This window comes from Acinetobacter pecorum, from assembly GCF_014837015.1.
Taxonomy (GTDB): Bacteria; Pseudomonadota; Gammaproteobacteria; order Pseudomonadales; family Moraxellaceae; genus Acinetobacter; species Acinetobacter pecorum.
Genome location: NZ_JACSPT010000025.1, coordinates 1 through 15,220 on the forward strand (window position 1 = coordinate 1; position 15,220 = coordinate 15,220).

Genomic DNA, 15,220 nt, shown 5'->3' on the forward strand with positions numbered 1-15,220 from the left:
AAAAAGACTCGGCTTTAAAAGTCCGAGTCAGGTATTATGGCAACAATATGGTGTTGCACTTCAAATGCTAATCTAAGAAGATAAAAATGCCCGGATAAGTACCACCATCCGAGCTTTAGTAAAAATATAATTTCTTGGCTAAGAAAATTAATGCATTCCTAAATCAGTAATAGCGATAATCTTAATATCCTCTTTTAAATCAAGATAACTCATGACTTCTTTAGTAATCTGCTCTAGATCAGTTCCACCATGTTCTGCCAGTCCGACAGAAGCATTTTTGAGTTCGACTGTCTTAATTTCACCGTTCTGCATGTAAGCAATTAAATGTGTGGGTTGAGGACCTGATGGCACTCCTAGATTAACGACACTTTGAAAATCAGCATCCATTTTTATTCCTTACAATTTAATTAATGTGTTTCTTATTTAAGCGAAGAAAATAGAGCAAAACAATTGAATGACCTTTATTGATTATTATCCAATTTGTAAAGCGCGACCAGTTGGGTTCTGTGCTGCCAAAGTACATTTTTTTTGCACCTGATGCGTTTCAACCTCATTGCTCGCGTCTACTTATTGCAGATAAACCAGCAACTCAAAGGCCCGATAATTCTACTTATAAAAAACTTTATGAAAGGCATTCGTATCCAACTAAAGATCGCAAATGTCTTTAACTGTGAGCTGTTTCAGATATTCATCCCCCTCCTTTCAACACAATAGCGGTATTGCCACACAATCTTAAGGTTAGGTATTAGTCGAATCGACAGACCTTCCCGATCTATCCCCCCACCTTTTCATGTAGTTGTGCTTTATTGAATTTAAGCCCACCATCACTTCAACCCATATAAATTTTCCTGCCCAAATGCTCTATACTTTGCATATATTCAAGCAGAGCAAAATTATGTATACCCCGATGTACATAATTTTTTCTTGAAAGGTAAATGATTTTGTTGAACTTTGAAATTATTTGATCACCGTTAAAGAACGCGAAAGACAGCTAATTTCATTGAATCTAAAGCTTTTCTACATGCTTTGTTGAACTTTGAAAAACTTTGGAGAATCCTGAATGCAAAGACCGACTATCATTTTCGATATGGATGGTACTTTACTTGACCTTGCCTACGATGATTTTATCTGGAACGAGTTATTGCCTGTACGTTATGCAGCAACTCATGGCTGTAGCCTGGAACAAAGCCAAGCGATACTCTTTGCATTTTATCAGCAACATAATCACACTTTAAACTGGTACTCCTCGCGCTTCTGGACGGCGAAAGTCGGAATTGATGTTTTGGCCATGCAAATTGAACATAAAGATAAAGTCGCTTTACGCCCTCACTGTCTTGAATTACTGGATTATCTCAAAAATAACGGCTATCCCATCTGGCTGGCCACCAACGCTGACTGTGCCGGTCTAGCTTTCAAACTGGATCACTTGAATTTAAGAGATTATTTTGATGTGATTGTCAGCTCAGAAACGATTGGGCATGCCAAAGAATTTGTCGAATTCTGGCAAGGCCTGAATGCACTGCATCCATTTGATCCCACACATGCTTATTTTATTGATGATACTGAAAAAGTCCTGAATGGCGCCAAAACCTATGGCATTCAAAATCTGTTGAGCATCCAGCAACCCTCTTCAGCCAAAGTCGCACGCGAGACTTGCAATTACCCGATGCTGGACCAATTAACAGATTTAATTACTCATTTAAATCAGGCTGAGGTAGAAATAAAATATGCGTAAATCGTCTTTACCCGAAGATGCGGTAGGCATGCGTATAGACAAATGGCTATGGGCAGCAAGGTTTTTCAAGACCCGTTCGATTGCCAAACATGCGATTGAAGGCGGTAAAGTTCATCACAATGGTGAACGTGTCAAGGTATCACGCGAAGTCCGTGTCGGCATGGAACTGACGATTCAGCAAGGTATCGACAAAAAAACCGTGCTGGTTAAGGAACTTTCTGATGTTCGTGGCCCTGCACCGGTGGCACAAAAACTGTATGAAGAAACCGAAGTCAGTATTGCACGTCGGGAATTGATTACATCACAAAGAAAGTTGCATAATCTAGCTCGTCCCGACCATCGTCCAAGCAAGAAAGATCGTCGTGACATCAGTAAATTTAAAAATGAAAATAGTCAGAATTTTGATGAGTCATGGTCCTATAATGACGATTAAATTTAAGCGTCAGAATATGTCGTACATGCGCTGACTTTTATAGAACACTAGGGAAAATTCTGTCACTATACACCTGTGGAACAAAGCTCTAATTTAAGACATCCACTTGAGTACTAACTTAGTGACATCGTATTGAGGTTGTAAGATGGATGAGAATAAAAACAAGGCGCTCAATGCTGCCTTAAGCCAGATTGAAAAACAGTTTGGTAAAAATACAGTTATGCGTCTTGGTGACAATACCGTTCAGGCAGTTGAAGCTGTGTCTACAGGTTCTTTAACGCTGGATATCGCGCTCGGTATTGGTGGTTTACCTAAAGGTCGTATCATCGAGATCTATGGTCCTGAATCTTCAGGTAAAACCACAATGACATTGCAAGCAATTGCAGAGTGTCAGAAAGCAGGCGGTACATGTGCATTCATTGATGCGGAACACGCACTAGATCCTCAATATGCACGTAAGCTTGGTGTAGATATCGACAACCTGCTGGTATCGCAACCCGATCACGGTGAACAGGCACTTGAAATCGCAGACATGCTGGTACGTTCTGGCGCGATCGACATGATCGTTGTCGATTCCGTGGCTGCCTTAACTCCGCGCGCTGAAATTGAAGGCGAAATGGGTGACTCGCATATGGGTCTGCAAGCCCGCTTGATGAGCCAGGCACTGCGTAAAATTACCGGTAATGCCAAACGCTCAAACTGTATGGTGATCTTCATTAACCAGATTCGTATGAAGATTGGTGTTATGTTTGGTAGCCCTGAAACCACAACTGGTGGTAACGCACTGAAGTTCTATGCATCTGTACGTCTGGATATTCGTCGTATTGGACAAGTGAAAGAAGGTGACGAGATTGTTGGTTCTGAAACCAAAGTCAAAGTCGTGAAAAACAAAATGGCGCCTCCGTTTAAAGAAGCTTTATTCCAGATTCTTTATGGCAAAGGTGTTAACCATCTAGGTGAATTGATCGACCTTGCTGTACAGCAAGAAATCGTGCAGAAAGCCGGTGCGTGGTATTCATATCAAGGCGAAAAAATTGGCCAAGGTAAGAACAACACCATCCGTTATCTGGAAGAGCATAAAGAAATGGCTCAGACGATTGAAAAACTGATTCGCGACCAGCTTCTGACTAAAACAGTGGTTGTTGAAGAAGACAATAGCAAGGAAGAGCCCGACTTTTTAGATGCGTGATCTTATTAGATGCATCATCTATAAACGTCAAGACACAGCGCCCTACGGGGCGTTTTGTTATTATATATGGAATGCAAAATCCGAGAGAATCATGTCAGACGCGAAATTTAGCAAACTGCTCGATTATGAAACTTTAAAACAGCAGTTCGGCGATGCTGAAGATCATACTCAACCTGCAAAAACAACGCGGCAAGACACTCCTGAATTCGATCCCGAGGAACGCCTGTTTTCTTCATCATCAGCCAAAGATGAGAAAAAACCAGGACTGACTGGCTCACGTTTACGTTCTTATGCCTTTGCGGTACTGACGCGCAAGGAATATTCCAAAGCTGAACTGATAGAGAAACTCGCCCTCTATGCAGAGCATCGTGATGAAGTTATTCACCTGGTTGAAGAGCTGTCCCGTGAGAACTATCAAAGTGATCAGCGCGTAGCGGAAACCATGTTGTCGAGTCAAAAGCGTAAAGGCAAAGGCCCCAATCAAATTAAACTGAAACTCAAGAGTAAAAAGATTGATGCCGCGCTTATTTCGGAAGAACTCAAAGAAACCGACTGGGTACAGCAAGCCTACGAGCTAAAAGTCAAAAAATATGGAATAGAAGTCACTAAAGATCCTAAGCTCAAAGCCAAACAGATCCGTTTTTTGATGTATCGTGGTTTTGAAATGGATGCAATTATCAAGGCAATTAACCGTAAAGCAGATGATTGATTATTATTTTATCTGACGGCCTGAATGAATAAGTGTCTTGGACATTTAATCCCATATAGTTTGAAAAAAGTAAAATACAACATAAGCTAATGATGATTTAATCATTAAACTAATAAGATAATGCTGTGTGAGGATATTGAAAAAGGAATGATATTTAAAAATATAAAACTGCGAATTCGCATTGTTATTATAATAAGAATATGGTGGCAACCCTACCAGCAAAGCTCCGGCACATCATAGTTCTACTACCGTTGCTACCTTCCGGTCCTGGCGGGGTTCATAGAGTACAATTGCGAAGTAACCAGCAGGGCTACCATTACAAAAACAGAGTATAGAGATTTTTAATCAAGTTGCAAGCCTTGTTTCTTAAAATACCCCTTTCAGCTATCCGTTTGATTATTTTAAAAACAATATCGATATTTCTGCAGCTTTGGGAGCAATCTTCACAATCAATCCATCAATACTCAGATTCACATGATCTTTGTAAAACCTTGTTGCATTTTCTAAAAATGCCGTTTTTAATGTGTGCAACGTATATCAATGATCTACCTTGAAAAGATGAGTAGCGGATCCGCATCTCACAAAGAATTATGGAAATTTTATGATGCTTAAAAAGACCGTATTGTGTGCAGTGACAGCACTCTTTACCATGCCTCTATTTGCCAATATTCCTATTGAATCGCGTGGCCTGAGTCAAACCAACAACCAGACTGCAGTCAATACCCCAGCCGCAATCCCTGCTGGCGCAGCTCCAGCCGTTCAAACAAATACCAGCTGGCAAATCATGCAAAAGAACCAGCAGCTCGAGAATGATCTGCGGATTTTGCGCGGTAAAATAGAGGAACAGGAAAACGAGATTGCGCAGCTTAAAAATGAACTGAACAATCGTTATGCCGATCTCGATCAGCGCCTAGAACTGTTACAGCAAAAAATTGAGCCTACTGAAGACAATCCAACGGAGGAAAACCCACAGGATACTGCACCCAGTCTAAGCGCAAATAAGGTCAATACAGCAAGCAGTGGACAGCAACCTGCTGAGCTGGAAAAAGCAGCTTATACCGTGGCTTTAGATGCTTATAAAAATGGCGGTGCAGCCAAAGCCATTGCACCCATGCAGAACTTTATCAAGAATAACCCGAATAGCGTTTATATCAGCAATGCTTATTTCTGGTTAGCGGAATTCAATCTGGCGATCGACCCGCCAAAATTTGCTGAAGCGAAACGTAATTATCTGATTGTCGTTGACCGCTATCCAAATTCTGCGAAAGCCTCCACTGCCCTGTATCAGCTTTATAACATCAGCAAAGATGTCGAAAAGAATGCTACGCTTGCATCGCAATATAAAACAAAGCTATTGAAGAATTATCCGAAAGCTGAAGAAATAAAATTTCTTAAGTAAAATAGAAAGTTGTAAAGCAAAAAAAGACACCATGAAGGTGTCTTTTTTAATTCTGTCATTTAGCGCACGATGCCACGCTTAGACTGCTCAAGTGAATCAATCAGACGTTGTGCTTCAGGAACTTCTGGAAGAATTTCGCTACGGATTTTCTTAACCGCTTCCTGAGTGGTTAACCCCGATTTATAAATCAGCTTAAAGGATTCACGCAAACCGTTAATGGTATCTTTCGACCAGCCTTTACGACGCATACCTTCGACATTCATGGCAAATGCATGCGCCGGATTGCCTGAAACCATGACATAAGCCGGGACATCTTTTAGAATTAATGATGCACCCCCAATCATGCTATAAGAGTCAATCTTGCAGAACTGATGAATTCCAGAGTTACCGCCAATGACGACGTAATCACCTATATGCACATGACCAGCCACACCGACATTGTTGGCGAAAATATTATAATCACCGACCATACAGTCATGAGCAATATGCGTATTCACCATGAGCAGATTATGACTGCCAATCTTGGTTATACCTTGATCCTGGACCGTACCACGATGCAGACTGCAATGCTCGCGAATCTTGTTATGATCACCAATTTCCAGCCAGGTTTCTTCACCTGCGTATTTTAGATCCTGACAAACTTCGCCCACACTGGCAAACTGGAAAATTTCGTTATATTCACCTATACGCGTATAGCCTCCCACCACGACATGTGAATGAAGTTTGCTACCCGCCCCAATAGTGACATTTGGCCCAACAATACAATAAGGACCAATTTCTACACCGGCAGCAATGACTGCTGATGAATCAATAATGGCAGTTGGATGAATCAGGGGATTATTGCTCATGCCTGCTCGACTTTCTGATGCGAAACCATAATTTCCGCGGTTGTTGCGACGACGCCATCTACTGTGGCAGTACAATTATATTTGTAAATGCCGCGTTTATGCATCACTAATTCAGATTTTAAAACCAATTGGTCACCTGCAACCACCTGTTTTTTAAATCTAACCCTCTCAGCACCCGCAAACAGGAACAATGAACCCTCGCTTGGAACTTCATTATTCATCACAAAGCCCAAGATTCCAGAAATTTGAGCCAATGCCTCTACAATCAGCACACCCGGCATGATGGGATAATTCGGGAAATGGCCTTGCAGAAACTCTTCATTAATTGAGACATTCTTATAACCAACAATGCCATTTTCGGTAATCTCAACAACGCGATCAACCAGTAAAAATGGATAACGATGGGGCAAATATTCACGAATCTTTTGAATATTCATTGGCAATTCAGGCTTCGTGAATGTAGGCAAATTCGACTCTATCATCATAATTATTTACGCAACTTAAATGTTGATTCAATGGACTCAATTTGAGATTGCATATGATCTAATCGTTTTACCAATTGGGTCAATGGCACATCTGCTAATTGTCTTAAACGAACCACCGTGCGTTTCCATTGCTGATTTGGCAGCAATCCCATACCTGAAGAATATGTTCCCGCTTCAGTAATGTTATTTGTCACCATTGACATTCCAGTTAATGTCACATTATCGACTATATCTAGATGTCCTGATACACCACAAGCACCTGCCAGAATACAGTTTTTGCCAATTGTGGTACTACCTGCAATACCGCATTTAGCCGCAATAGCGGTATTAGCACCAATCTTGACGTTATGGGCGATTTGCACAAGATTATCAATAATGACACCTTGTTCCAAAATCGTGTCATCCAAGGCACCACGATCGATACTACAGTTTGAACCAATCCGGACATCATCAGCAATGCGCACCGAACCCAACTGGGCAATACGATGCCATTTACCTTGATAAGGCGCAAAACCAAAACCTTCACTGCCAATCACGCTATTGGCATGAATGCGAACACGATTTCCGATTTTGGTTTCACCGGTCAATGTGACATGTGCATCGATAAAACAGTCATTACCAATTTCAACCTGATTATCTATTTGAACATGCGACTGAATAATCGTGTTTTCACCCACTACGCAGTTCTCGCCAATTACTACATAATGTCCAATATAGGCACTGTCAGCAATGATGGCAGATGGATGAATTTGCGCAGTACTCTCAATGCCCCGATTCGTATGCTTTTTCTCAAAAACGTGAGTCAGAATAGCAAAAGCCAGGTAAGGATTGGCCACTATAATAAAGTTGTGCTTGGACCTTAGCTGCTCTTTTAATTCAGCAGTTACAATCAAAGCGCCCGCCTGACTCTGAGCAGCCTGTTCCAGATATTTATCTGCATTAACAAATGCCAGGTCTTGAGAAGTTGCCTTTTCAAGACTTGCCAGACCTCTCAAACACAAATCTGCCTGACCTGCGTACTCGCCTTGTACAAGGCGAGCAAGATCAGCTAACTGAAGTTTTTGATGATTCATTGATTACTTAATTGCATTAACCTTTTGAATCATTTTATCAGTTAAATCATATTTAGCGTCATAAGCAAGTGCTGAATTTTTATTTAAAATCCCATCCAGGTTATTTTCTTTGCGCAGTTGCTCAGCAACCAACTTGACACGTGCATCAAATATGGTACGAATCTGTTTAATTGAACCCTGAACACTACTCTGCACAGATTGCTGGAGCTGGTTTAATTCCTGAAACTTGGTTTGATACTGGGCAGACATTTGCTGTTTTTCTGCATCAGTCAATTTGGTATTTGACTGAGCACGTTGCTGTAAAGCTTCTAGTTCTTTACTGAGCTGCTCAATCTTGGTCGTTTGCGGCTGAATTTTTTGCTGGAATATCGAATTTTGTTGTTTCAAGTATGTACTCCCCTCAACCACTCGTTCCAGATCAATTACCCCAATACTGGCCGCTTGAGTTATAGGAGCAATATTCGCTAAAGCCAGGCTCATCGCCATAATCATTTTTTTCATATTCTTACTCATTCAAAAAAATTTGCTCACAAAGTTTTTAAACCTCATGAGCAAAATCTACCTTCAGGATTTCCTGAGACTCTTAGAAAGTACGTCCAATTTCAAACTGGATATTTTTGGTTTCATCGCCGTCTTTTTTATTCAATGGATAAGCATAGCTCAATGATAATGGCCCAATCATGGTAATCCAGGTAAAGCCAGCACCTACGCTATAACGCATATTATCCACATCAAAACCGAAGTTATCTTTACAGTATTGTTTAGCATCAATACCTGGATCATTTTTATCACCGGTCAAGTACAGCTTACCACTTGGTACACTACACTGCGTATCGAAGACCTGAGCACCTTCAGCAAACAGAACCGGACGAACCTGACGTGCCCAATCTCCCTTGAACGGAATAGGAAGCACAAGTTCAGTACCAAACTGCACTAAAGCATTACCACCGACTTCTTCAGGATCCCAATCTCTTTGATTGGTTTCATTAAAAGTTACGCCTGGATATCTAGGTCCCAGTGTACTGTTCTCATAACCACGAACTGAGCCAAAACCACCTGCAAAGAAATTCTTATAGAATGGCAGATCATTACCATAACCCAACTTGCCATAACCTCGCAGGATAAAATCTTTACCTAGCGGGAAGAATGCCTGTGCATCATAAGTCAGTTTTTGGTATTCCACATCACTGCCCGGCAATGCGACTTCACCATTGATTCGATGAGACATACCACTTGTCGGGAACATCGGGCGGTTTAAGGTATTATAAGACCATCCCAAATTCAAATTGTAGGTTAAGAAGTCACCTTTGAACTGGTCATCAAAATCAACCAAGTTCGCTGTCTGACGATCGGTATACAGACACTTGTCTTTGACGTCATAACCTTCAGGTGGATTTGTTGGTCTCGGCTTTTCATCCAACACATCTAAATCTGCCTGAGAATACAAATAGGCTGTACACACATCAGTCCGGCGATTAGTGGCCTTGCCACCTTTCGACAACAAATAGTCACGTACATAAGTAGATACATACGGACCAGTTGTTACTTCGGTCTGGTCAATATTCAGCCCCATGCTGACACTCTGGTTCTCATCAATTGGATAACCAAAGTTGATCCCACCACCAAAACTGTCTGTTACATAGTTGTTGACGTTATAGTCATCATCCAGCTTGGTTTTACGATAATAAAGATTATAACCGCGACGCACCCCATCAATCGTAAAGTACGGGTCCATCACACTCAGGTTATAGTAATCTTGCGTTTCAGAACGTGATAAATCGATCGATACACTATTACCGGTGCCCAAGAAATTGGTCTGGCTTAGACCGGCCTGGAATGTAACACCACCACTTTGCGAGAAACCAACCGCCAAGGTACTGGTTCCTGAATGCTGCTCTTCAACGGCAACATTCAGATCTACCTGATCCGGCGAACCAGGAATACGTGCCGGCTTAATATCTACGGTTTTAAAGAAGCCGGTACGCTCCAGACGCACTTTAGAAAGGTCAATCTTCTCATTACTTGCTAATGCACCTTCCATCTGGCGCATTTCACGGCGTAATACTTCATCGGCTGTTTTATTGTTACCGGTAAAATTAATACGTCGTACCGTAACCTGCTGACCCGGATTAATATAGTAATTCAGATCAACCATTTTGGTGTCATTGTTAATTTGAGGAACAACGTTGACTTCGGCATAGTAATAACCCGCATTACCATACTTGCGTAACAATAACTGCTTAACCGCGTTGACCTTTTCCTGAGAATAAATTTCGCCTTCTTTGAAGATTTGCAAGGCTTGCAATTCTTCAGTCTTATAAAGCGCATCGCCTAAATATTTGGTTTGACCAAATTTAAACTGCTCACCTTCATCCACAGAAACTTCGATAAAGACATTCTTTTTATCTTCACTCAAGTTAAGACTAGAATTGGTAATATTAAAGTTGATATAACCGCGATTCAGATACATGGCACGCAAAGCTTCCAGGCTTGCCGCCATTTTTTCACGTGCATAACGGTCATTTCGGGAAATGACAGAACTCCAGCCACTTTCTTTTACTGCGAAAGCCTGCTTGATATCGGATTCTTTAAATACAGTATTACCAATAATATTGATATCGAAAACTTTGGCTGCTTTGCCTTCAACAAAATCGATCAGCAATTCAACCCGGTTATTTGGTCGAGGAGTTGTCTTAACTGTAATATCCGCATCATAACGACCTTGCTGCATGTACTGCTGTTCAAGTTCAGTTTCAATGGTTTGTAATGCTGACTTCTTCAGCACCTCACCTTCAGCCAGACCCATTTTCTTCAGGCCATCTTCAAGTGCTTCCTTAGGAATCAGTTTATTGCCTTTCAATTCAATTTTTGAAATGACTGGGCGTTCAACCACCTGGAAAACCAAAGTATTGCCTTGCTGAACAGCTTTAATGTCATCAAACAGGCCTGATGCATACAAGCTACGAATTGCATTAGAGATGATAGGATCATTGACCCGATCACCACTGTTAATCGGCACTAGGCCATACACATTGTCAGGAGTTAAACGTACTAATCCATCAAATTTTATATCTTGTACAATGAATTCATCTGCTGCATATACTTGTTGTGCTACTGCCATTGCACTAACGAGTGCCAGAGGCATAAATAAATGTGTGTGCTGCATGCCAGTCTTTTCCGCTGTTAATTTATTCCATCTACGTTGTTATAAACGCATAAAATCATTAAATAATGCTAGAAGCATCATACTGCCGAGCAGTACCATACCAATTTTTAGTCCAACCAATTGTATTTGTTCGGAAACAGGTTTACCACGAATTAATTCAACAAAATAGTAAACCAGATGTCCACCATCAAGCATTGGAATAGGCAATAGGTTTAATATTCCTAAACTTACACTCATTAAGGCCATAAAGGAAATAAAAGTTTCCCAACCCATTTCTGCGCTCTGCCCGGCCACTTTGGCAATGGTAATTGGTCCTGATAAATTATCCAGACCAATCAGGCCACGCACCATTTTGACAATCGAGTTCAGAATCATTGAAGATAAATGTGCTGTTTTATCAAATGCCATGACCAGCGCTTCACCTGGCGTATAATGGATGGTCTGCTTATATTCTGCAGGAATGTTAATTTTACCCGGGTCACTTTGCACGCCCAGCATACCGGTCACATTCCCCATATTGTCACGTTTGCCTTGCGGCATGACCTCAAGCTGAACCACCTGATTTCCACGTAGTACATCAATTTTAAGCAACTTTTCTGGAGATGCCTGCACTACCTGTACGACATCAAACCAGTCTTTCATCTGCACACCATCAATTGCCAGAATCTTATCACCCTCTTTCAAGCCTTGACGGATGGCCGCTCCATCATCGCTGAGTTTGGAGATGACTGCTGGAATCTGTGGGCGATATGGCAAGAAGCCCAGACTATCGAGTGGTGACTGGCTTTGATCTTTGAGGAATTCCTGAATCGGCAACTGGAACTGTTTGTTCTCACCCGCACGATCCACCTGTATAGAAACCACGCCAGTTTCACCAACACGATCTACCAAGGCATAATTGAGTTTTTCCCAGGTTTCTACCTGAGTGCCATCCACAGCTACAATCTTGTCACCTGGCTGCATCTGTACGGTCGCAGCAGGAGTATTTGGTAGAACTTTACCTACCCGCGTATTGAGTTGTTCTTGTGCCGGTAAAAACAGCACCCAAAACAGAAGGACTGCAAAAATCAGGTTGATCAACGGACCCGCGGCCACAATGGCGATCCGCTTCCACGGATGCTGCCGATTGAAGGCTTTCGGTAAATCCTCTTCAGCGACATTGCCTTCTCGCTCATCCAGCATTTTGACGTACCCGCCCAAAGGCAAGGCAGACAATTGATACTGAATTCCGGATTTTTTCGAGGTCCATTTTAATAAGGTCGGTCCAAAACCAATGGAATAGACCAGAACTTTAACGCCCAGTTTACGCGCTACAATATAGTGACCAAACTCATGAATCGCAATTAAGGGACCGAGTAACAGGATTGCGGCTGCAATAATAAACAAGGCGCTCATGTTTTAACTTCCTTTATTCACAACATACTGCTGTGATAAACCTCGTGCTATTTGATCTGCTTGCAAGATAGCCTCCAGATCATGTGCGGGCTGATTGTCCATCTGATTCAGAACATGCTCAACCACTTGAGGAATTTGAGTAAATCTGATCTGTTGATTTAAAAATGCAGCAACTGCAATTTCATTGGCCGCATTTAAAATCGTGGGTGCAATTCCGCCACTCTGCATGGCCTGACGTGCCAGTTTTAATGCAGGGAAACGGACTACATCCGGTTCTTGAAAATTGAGTTGTGAATGCATAAACAGATCCAGCGGTGCCACATGCGTACTGATACGCTCAGGCCATGCCAAAGCATGTGCAATAGGCGTGCCCATATCCGGATTACCCATTTGTGCCAAAGTCGAACCATCTACATATTGAACCATTGAGTGAATAATACTCTGTGGATGCACAACAACTGTAACAAATTGTTCTTGAACTGCAAACAAATGGCAGGCTTCGATCAATTCCAAACCTTTATTCATCAAGGTAGCAGAATCGACTGAAATTTTTTGACCCATAGACCAGTTGGGATGCTTGCAGGCTTGGGCAGGTGTAACTACCTCAAGTTGCTGCATGCTGTGGTTTAGAAATGGACCACCTGATGCGGTCAGCAAAATCTGGGATACACCCAGTTTTGGTTTACCGTGACGCTCTGCTTCAAAATAATGCTGGGGCAGACACTGAAAAATTGCATTGTGTTCAGAATCAACAGGAAGCAATAAGGCACCATGATTGCGCACTGCCTGCATCATGATGTCACCTGACATGACCAAGGCTTCTTTATTGGCCAGCAGTACACGCTTACCCGCTTTCACCGCAGCCAAGGTTGGCAACAAGCCTGCTGCACCAACAATTGCTGCCATCACAATATCGACATCAGTATGTTCAGCCACTGCAATTAAACCGGCTTCATCATGCAGAATTTCAATATCGGATAAATGGTGTTGCTGGAGTCGTTTTGAGAGTTCATCTACTTTATCAGCTGGCACCACCACCACTTTAGGATGGTATTGACGGCAAATTTCGACCAGCTCATTAATACGACTTTGCGCGGTCACAGCAAAAACCGAGTATGCTTCAGGGTGTCGCTGCAAGATTTTTAAAGTACTTTGACCAATGGAACCTGTAGCACCCAGTATACAAACTGCTTGTGACATTTATAAATCTACACCAATAAGTTTTAAAACAGCCATACCTGCTGCAAAGATTGGAGCTGCAGCAAGCAAAGAATCAATACGATCCAGTACTCCGCCATGCCCTGGCAAAATTCGACCTGAATCCTTAATACCGGCACGACGTTTGATCATGGATTCAAACAGGTCTCCCAGCACCGAACTAAATACTGTAACCACTGACAAAATAAGGAATAAAATCAGTTCTGGCCAAGTCATATCCAGATAAAGCAAAGCAACTGCAGTCACGATCAGCATTGAAGTAACAATACCACCATAAAGTCCTTCTATAGACTTGTTAGGACTGACATCTGGCGCCAGTTTTTTCTTGCCGAATTTACGACCTACAAAATACGCACCGCTGTCTGCGCCCCATACCAGTAAAAACAGGTACATCAGCCACCAAGGTGAACTTTGCCAGACCGAGAAAATTGCAGTAACCGCAGCGGAAATTAACACCACCCCGATGCCATGCAGACTGTTATTGTACCAGCCATCATATTCAGGATAGGTTTTTACCCAGTAAATACTGAGTAACCAGGTAACAATAGAAGCTACCCATAACAATAAGGCGACCTCAGCAAAATACAATGCCAAAGCGGAAAGTGCTGCAGTGAGCACTCCATATCCCCAAGCAACAGGTTTGACGACATGTTTAAATTTTCGAGGCATGAGTTTAAACCACTCATAACCTGCCACCCCGGCAGCCACAACCATCAATGCGAACATTGGATAATGTGATTCGGTAGCAAACATGCAACTAAGTACAACTGCTACCAGTACCAATGCGGTTATAATCCGCTCAAACATTTATTAATTCTCAAGTCTTTCTTGATGAATCTGCTCTGATGTTTTACCAAAACGACGTTCGCGACCACCAAACACAGCAAGTGCATCGTCAAACTCTTCTATGGTAAATTCTGGCCATAAGGTCTCAGTAAAATACAACTCTGCATATGCTGCCTGCCAGAGCAGGAAATTGGACAAGCGGAAATCTCCACCAGTACGAATCAGCAGATCAACAGGCGGCAAGTCACTCAGACTGACATATTGACCAAACATATCAGTATCAATTGCTTCAAGATCTAATTTATTTGTTAAAACATCCGCAGCAATCTGCTTCGCAGCTTGTGCCATGTCCCACATTCCACCATAGCTGATTGCAATGGTGAGCGTCATACTATCGAAATTAGCAGTCCTTTGTTCTGCTTGCAACATCAGCGCCCGCAGTTCAGGAGATAAACGCGACCGATCACCAATAAATCGCAAGGAAATGTTAAATTTTTCCATACGTGGCAACTGTTCATGAATGGTGTCTTCCAACAGCTTCATGAGCAGGTCTACTTCATATTGGGGACGGTTCCAGTTTTCACTGGAAAATGCAAAGACAGTTAAAGCCTGGATATTTCTTTTTCTGCAATGTTCGACGATAGGATCCAGAACCGTTTTTCCTTCACGGTGCCCGTCACCTTTTTGCATCTGATTTTTTTTGGCAAAACGATTGTTGCCATCCATAATGATGGCAACATGTTTTGGAAGACAGGAATTTTCTTCAGCAGCGGTCATCGATGAA

15 protein-coding genes and 1 other RNA gene are annotated in these 15,220 nt (G+C 42.1%); 5 read left to right on the plus strand and 11 right to left on the minus strand.

The genetic code is table 11. The annotated features are described in order from the left end of the window. Positions 1-147 precede the first annotated feature (147 nt). Positions 148-387 (minus strand): hypothetical protein, encoded by a 240-nt coding sequence (locus H9629_RS14080; protein ID WP_191731340.1) that lies wholly within the window; start codon positions 385-387, stop codon positions 148-150. Positions 388-1,060: 673 nt separating this feature from the next. Here H9629_RS14080 and H9629_RS14085 point away from each other — a divergent pair. The 4 genes from H9629_RS14085 (at position 1,061) to H9629_RS14100 (ending at position 4,066) form a co-directional block, all read left to right on the plus strand. Beyond that, the gene (locus H9629_RS14085; RefSeq protein ID WP_225215820.1) at positions 1,061-1,735 is read left to right on the plus strand and encodes an HAD-IA family hydrolase; all 675 of its coding nucleotides are present in this window, start codon (positions 1,061-1,063) and stop codon (positions 1,733-1,735) included. After that, the gene (locus tag H9629_RS14090; protein WP_144723958.1) at positions 1,728-2,168 is read left to right on the plus strand and encodes an RNA-binding S4 domain-containing protein; all 441 of its coding nucleotides are present in this window, start codon (positions 1,728-1,730) and stop codon (positions 2,166-2,168) included. The genes H9629_RS14085 and H9629_RS14090 overlap by 8 nt, the downstream gene beginning before the upstream one ends. A gap of 145 nt (positions 2,169-2,313) precedes the next feature. After that, complete coding sequence (gene recA, locus H9629_RS14095) at positions 2,314-3,357, plus strand: recombinase RecA (protein WP_191731341.1); 1,044 nt, start codon at positions 2,314-2,316, stop codon at positions 3,355-3,357. 91 nt (positions 3,358-3,448) lie between these two features. Continuing rightward, complete coding sequence (locus H9629_RS14100) at positions 3,449-4,066, plus strand: regulatory protein RecX (protein ID WP_191731342.1); 618 nt, start codon at positions 3,449-3,451, stop codon at positions 4,064-4,066. Positions 4,067-4,276: 210 nt separating this feature from the next. Here the strand turns inward: H9629_RS14100 and ffs are convergent. After that, positions 4,277-4,373: signal recognition particle sRNA small type (gene ffs, locus H9629_RS14105), an RNA gene on the minus strand. Positions 4,374-4,667: 294 nt separating this feature from the next. Between ffs and H9629_RS14110 the strand changes: the two genes are divergently transcribed. Continuing rightward, positions 4,668-5,465: a YbgF trimerization domain-containing protein gene (locus tag H9629_RS14110; RefSeq protein ID WP_191731343.1), complete on the plus strand. Its 798-nt coding sequence runs from the start codon at positions 4,668-4,670 to the stop codon at positions 5,463-5,465. A gap of 59 nt (positions 5,466-5,524) precedes the next feature. On the opposite strand, the gene lpxA is transcribed toward H9629_RS14110, so the two are convergent. From lpxA to uppS, 9 genes are all read right to left on the minus strand, one after another. Continuing rightward, entirely contained in the window at positions 5,525-6,313 is a 789-nt protein-coding gene (gene lpxA / locus H9629_RS14115; protein ID WP_191731344.1) for an acyl-ACP--UDP-N-acetylglucosamine O-acyltransferase, read from the minus strand. Then, positions 6,310-6,795, minus strand: a complete 486-nt coding sequence (fabZ, locus tag H9629_RS14120) for a 3-hydroxyacyl-ACP dehydratase FabZ (RefSeq protein ID WP_171254947.1) — start codon at positions 6,793-6,795, stop codon at positions 6,310-6,312. The genes lpxA and fabZ overlap by 4 nt, the downstream gene beginning before the upstream one ends. A 5-nt stretch (positions 6,796-6,800) precedes the next feature. After that, positions 6,801-7,871: a UDP-3-O-(3-hydroxymyristoyl)glucosamine N-acyltransferase gene (gene lpxD, locus H9629_RS14125; protein WP_064102044.1), complete on the minus strand. Its 1,071-nt coding sequence runs from the start codon at positions 7,869-7,871 to the stop codon at positions 6,801-6,803. A 3-nt stretch (positions 7,872-7,874) separates the two neighbouring features. Continuing rightward, positions 7,875-8,372, minus strand: coding sequence for an OmpH family outer membrane protein (locus H9629_RS14130; protein WP_064096005.1), 498 nt, complete (start codon positions 8,370-8,372; stop codon positions 7,875-7,877). 82 nt (positions 8,373-8,454) lie between these two features. Continuing rightward, a complete protein-coding gene (gene bamA / locus H9629_RS14135) occupies positions 8,455-11,037 on the minus strand; it encodes an outer membrane protein assembly factor BamA (protein ID WP_191731345.1) in 2,583 nt (860 codons plus the stop codon). 39 nt (positions 11,038-11,076) lie between these two features. Continuing rightward, on the minus strand, positions 11,077-12,432 hold the full coding sequence (gene rseP / locus H9629_RS14140) for an RIP metalloprotease RseP (RefSeq protein WP_064096003.1): 1,356 nt from the start codon (positions 12,430-12,432) through the stop codon (positions 11,077-11,079). A gap of 3 nt (positions 12,433-12,435) precedes the next feature. After that, positions 12,436-13,632, minus strand: coding sequence for a 1-deoxy-D-xylulose-5-phosphate reductoisomerase (gene ispC, locus H9629_RS14145; protein ID WP_191731346.1), 1,197 nt, complete (start codon positions 13,630-13,632; stop codon positions 12,436-12,438). Then, a complete protein-coding gene (locus H9629_RS14150; protein ID WP_064096001.1) occupies positions 13,633-14,457 on the minus strand; it encodes a phosphatidate cytidylyltransferase in 825 nt (274 codons plus the stop codon). Positions 14,458-14,460: 3 nt separating this feature from the next. Next, entirely contained in the window at positions 14,461-15,213 is a 753-nt protein-coding gene (gene uppS / locus H9629_RS14155; RefSeq protein ID WP_064096000.1) for a polyprenyl diphosphate synthase, read from the minus strand. Positions 15,214-15,220 lie beyond the last annotated feature (7 nt).